The organism is Nostoc sp. NOS(2021), from assembly GCF_017115025.1.
Classification (GTDB): Bacteria; Cyanobacteriota; Cyanobacteriia; order Cyanobacteriales; family Nostocaceae; genus Nostoc.
The window spans coordinates 1-3,544 of sequence record NZ_JABXKM010000007.1 but is presented as its reverse complement, the minus strand read 5'-3'; the positions used below and the strand labels follow the sequence as shown (position 1 = coordinate 3,544).

Below are 3,544 nucleotides of genomic sequence, written 5' to 3'. Positions count from 1 at the left end.
GAAACAGGAAATCTAGTTCCCTCCCCTTTATAAGGGGAGGGTTAGGGTGGGGTAAAACCTTAGTGAATCAGCTATTTCAGACTTGTGTATACACCGTAGGCTTGCGGGGTGAGGTGTTAGGGACTTTTGCAAGAGGTCTAATATATCTTTTAATGACATCTGCTGAAACCTGTCCGGCAGTAGAGTAAGCTCACTGACCACTGACTAAAAAAAATAAATATCCCCTACTTCAGCGCCGTTGTGAGCAGACAGCAAAAGCAGGGGGTTTGTTAAATTTTATTTTATTTACAAAACTACTTAACCGAGACAGCATCAACATCAATGGTGCTTGCAGTGGAGGTAGAAGCCTCAGTAGTATTAGGTACTTCAGTGCCCACATCACCCTTACGAGCTTTCCAGCCTTCAATTACTAGCCCAGACACCTCAGTAACTAGCAGTGTCAAAAGGAAAACATCATCAATCTGTCCCGCAACGGGTATAAAATCTGGAACAATATCAATTGGGCTGACCAAATAGACTAGCGTTCCTAAAATTACCCACCAACGGTACTTGGGGTTACGAAGCAAGTTGCGATACCAGGTGTAAAGTGATTGGATTGAAAATTTCATATTTTGAACCTCCAGTTATCTTTAATTTTGACAAATTATCCTAAAAACTCCTGGTGGGAATAACCGCCCTAGTTGGTCTGGAAGACGCTACTCGTAATCTGTCATCAAAGACTTACTCTGTGATTCTGCACAAGAGTCTAGTACTTCTCTGACAACAAATAAATTGTATGGATGTTGATTGATTGTGTATTTTAGAGGGGAATCCTAGTTATATAAGTCTAAAGTTTCGCCTTTTTAGTGTAAATTTATCTGCTTTTAAAAAGGCGAAGTACTAACCCAGGATGGAACCTACCCATGAAGAAGCGTCACTTTGGCATATCTAAAATACCACTACAGATGGTTCTGATTATTCCCTTTGTCTTACAAATATTTGGAGCGGTGGGTTTAGTGGGTTATTTGTCATTTAAGAATGGGCAGAAAGCCGTCAACGACTTGGCAGACCAGTTGATGGATCGAACTAGTAATATAGTAAATCAACATTTAAATTCTTATCTATCTATTCCCCATAAGGTGAATCAAATTAATGCTGATGCTATTCATATGGGGTTATTAGATGTGCGTGTAGGCGCAGCCGGCCGTAGGCATCGCAAAACTGTGGGAAAGTATTTCTCGAAACAAATGCAGGCTTATGATTTAACTTATATAGGCATTGGACTGACCACAGGTGAGGGAGCAGGAGCCGCCCGTTACGATGGCAAAACTGTGACGATTGATGATTGGAGTGCCAAACCTCCAAAAAATTCCTACAAGTACGCCACAGATGACCAAGGCGATCGCACCCATATCAATACTATTGTTGATTGGAACAACTTCAAGGAAACTTGGTACACCGAACCCGTAAAAGCTCGTAAACCTATCTGGTCGCGGATTTTCACCTGGAATTATCCCAATCATCCATACATCACTGCTTCCGCAGGCCGTCCCATTTATGACGCGCAGAATCGATTACTAGGGATGGTTGCAGCAGATATCCATTTATTAAAATAAAAATCGGATCTTCAATCCTTTCTTCACCACCAAACCTGTAGGCAAAGGAACCGGCATGGGCATGGCAATCAGTTATCAAATTATCACCGAAAAACATGGTGGCAAATTGGAATGTTTTTCTACTCTTGGTGAAGGAAGTGAGTTTATCATTCAATTGCCTACCCAGCAGCACTTTTCTACAGCAGTTTAAGTCAAATACGCCATGCTTACACTGTCTTAGGACTTACGCAAAACTACACGCTGTAGGGGCAATTCATGAATTGCCCCTACCTGAAAATCACTCTTTTCGGCTATTGTTTGCGTAAGTCCTGTGTCTTTTTAGGTTTTCGAGAAATTTATATTTTGGAAGTCCCTCATTTTGCATTAATCTCTAGAATTAAAATGCTTTAGCATATTTGCTCTAGTCATGGAGGGAGGAAACTTAAACAGTGGATATTTTAGATTTATTTTATAAGGGCGGCCCAGCGATGTGGCCTTTGCTAGTTCTCTCGATTCTGTCTTTGAGTGTGATTTTCGAGCGTTTGTGGTTCTGGTTGCGAATTTTGACTCAGGAAAAGCAAATAGTCGATCGCATTTTGGATGCTGCCCAGGATAATTGGCAAGTCGCTGCGGACATTGCAAGACAGGCAAGCCATCAGCCTGTTGGGCGTTTTCTCTACGCCCCCTTACGTTTTCCAAAAACTGATGCGGAAACATTTCGACTAGCACTGGAGGCTACGGCGGAAGATGAATTAGCTGGGATGCGGCGGGGCGAAAAACTTTTAGAAGCCGTGATTGCCCTAGCGCCGCTGCTGGGATTGTTGGGCACGGTTTTGGGTTTAATCCGCGCTTTGCGATCAATTCGGATTGGCGATTTGGGAACTGAATCTACAGCTGGGGTGACAACTGGTATTGGTGAATCACTGATTGCTACGGCAACTGGGCTAATAGTTGCCATCATTAGTTTGGCATTTTACCGTCTATTTCAAAGTTTTGTAGTCAACCAAGTCAAAGTTTTTCGGAAGGCAGGGAATGAGATGGAATTGCTCTACCGCCAGTCTCCCCCTGATTTTAGTAATATGACATCAGCAATTGTGCACGAAAATTTCACTCCACCCCGCAAGCCAGGAAAGACTAGGTTTCCTGAACCTCCTGAACCCCCGAATACACCTAATTAATAGTCAAGAATTCAACCCCCGAACCAGGCTTTAAAGTGAGACGATGAAAGTTAATCTACATACTCCAATTGAAGAAGTCCAAGTTCAAATTATCCCTTTAATTGATGTTGTTTTTTGTATCCTGACGTTTTTTTTGTTAGCAGCTTTACAATTTACGCGGCAACAGGCAATAAATGTTGATTTGCCCAAAGCCAGCGCCAGTTCAGTATCTGGAATCACATCACAGAGTGGAAGTCTGATTGTAACTATCGATGCCGTTGGCAATACTTACATAGAAAAACAGCCTGTAAAACGGGAGGATTTGGGACAGAGGTTAAAACTGTATCTCCAAGCAAACCCCGGTGCCATTGTGGTGCTGAATGCTTCGCGGACAGCAACTTACAATGATGTGATTGAGACATTGGACTTGCTACGGCAAGTAGGGGGCGATCGCGTCTCTTTGGGAATTATTCCTGGCCCATCTCAACCACCCACAAACTCACTCAACCAACCTGCCGTTCCGTCATTCCCAATCAATCCTGGTGCTGCACCAGTACCCACCACCGCACCATTTCCAGGCATCAATCCCGAAGGGAATCTTACCCCTAATTTTCCCTTAGCACCTAATTCCGTACCCTTTCCTGGTGGAAGTCAGCCTCCAACTGGAAAAGGCATCAGTCCGATCAATCCTGGTATTTCCAACTCACCAGCATCTCAAGCGCCTGTAGCACCCAAACAAACCCAACCTACTCTTAAAAGATGAGATAGGGCATTGGGCATGGGGCATTGGGCATGGGGCATTGGGTATTGGGC

6 protein-coding genes are annotated in these 3,544 nt (G+C 43.6%); 5 read left to right on the top strand and 1 reads right to left on the bottom strand.

The genetic code is table 11. The annotated features are described in order from the left end of the window. The coding region (locus HWQ41_RS00140; protein WP_292758575.1) for a hypothetical protein at positions 1 to 188 on the top strand (188 nt) is incomplete at its 5' end. A 105-nt stretch (positions 189 to 293) separates the two neighbouring features. Here the strand turns inward: HWQ41_RS00140 and HWQ41_RS00135 are convergent. Next, positions 294 to 608, bottom strand: a complete 315-nt coding sequence (locus HWQ41_RS00135; RefSeq protein WP_292758572.1) for a YkvA family protein — start codon at positions 606 to 608, stop codon at positions 294 to 296. 294 nt (positions 609 to 902) lie between these two features. Between HWQ41_RS00135 and HWQ41_RS00130 the strand changes: the two genes are divergently transcribed. The 4 genes from HWQ41_RS00130 to HWQ41_RS00115 all read left to right on the top strand — a co-directional run bounded on the left by HWQ41_RS00130 (position 903) and on the right by HWQ41_RS00115 (position 3,494). Further along, positions 903 to 1,595, top strand: coding sequence for a hypothetical protein (locus HWQ41_RS00130; protein WP_292758569.1), 693 nt, complete (start codon positions 903 to 905; stop codon positions 1,593 to 1,595). A 7-nt stretch (positions 1,596 to 1,602) separates the two neighbouring features. Next, complete coding sequence (locus tag HWQ41_RS00125) at positions 1,603 to 1,785, top strand: ATP-binding protein (RefSeq protein ID WP_292758578.1); 183 nt, start codon at positions 1,603 to 1,605, stop codon at positions 1,783 to 1,785. A gap of 238 nt (positions 1,786 to 2,023) precedes the next feature. Further along, on the top strand, positions 2,024 to 2,752 hold the full coding sequence (locus HWQ41_RS00120) for a MotA/TolQ/ExbB proton channel family protein (RefSeq protein WP_292758566.1): 729 nt from the start codon (positions 2,024 to 2,026) through the stop codon (positions 2,750 to 2,752). Positions 2,753 to 2,795: 43 nt separating this feature from the next. Beyond that, positions 2,796 to 3,494, top strand: a complete 699-nt coding sequence (locus HWQ41_RS00115; protein WP_292758563.1) for a biopolymer transporter ExbD — start codon at positions 2,796 to 2,798, stop codon at positions 3,492 to 3,494. The last annotated feature ends 50 nt before the right edge of the window (positions 3,495 to 3,544 follow it).

Excerpts from the sequence above, each read along its gene's own strand:
- HWQ41_RS00135 (WP_292758572.1), bottom strand. The coding sequence starts at position 608 with ATGAAATTTTCAATCCAATCACTTTACACCTGGTATCGCAACTTGCTT.
- HWQ41_RS00115 (WP_292758563.1), top strand. The coding sequence starts at position 2,796 with ATGAAAGTTAATCTACATACTCCAATTGAAGAAGTCCAAGTTCAAATT.
- HWQ41_RS00130 (WP_292758569.1), top strand. The coding sequence starts at position 903 with ATGAAGAAGCGTCACTTTGGCATATCTAAAATACCACTACAGATGGTT.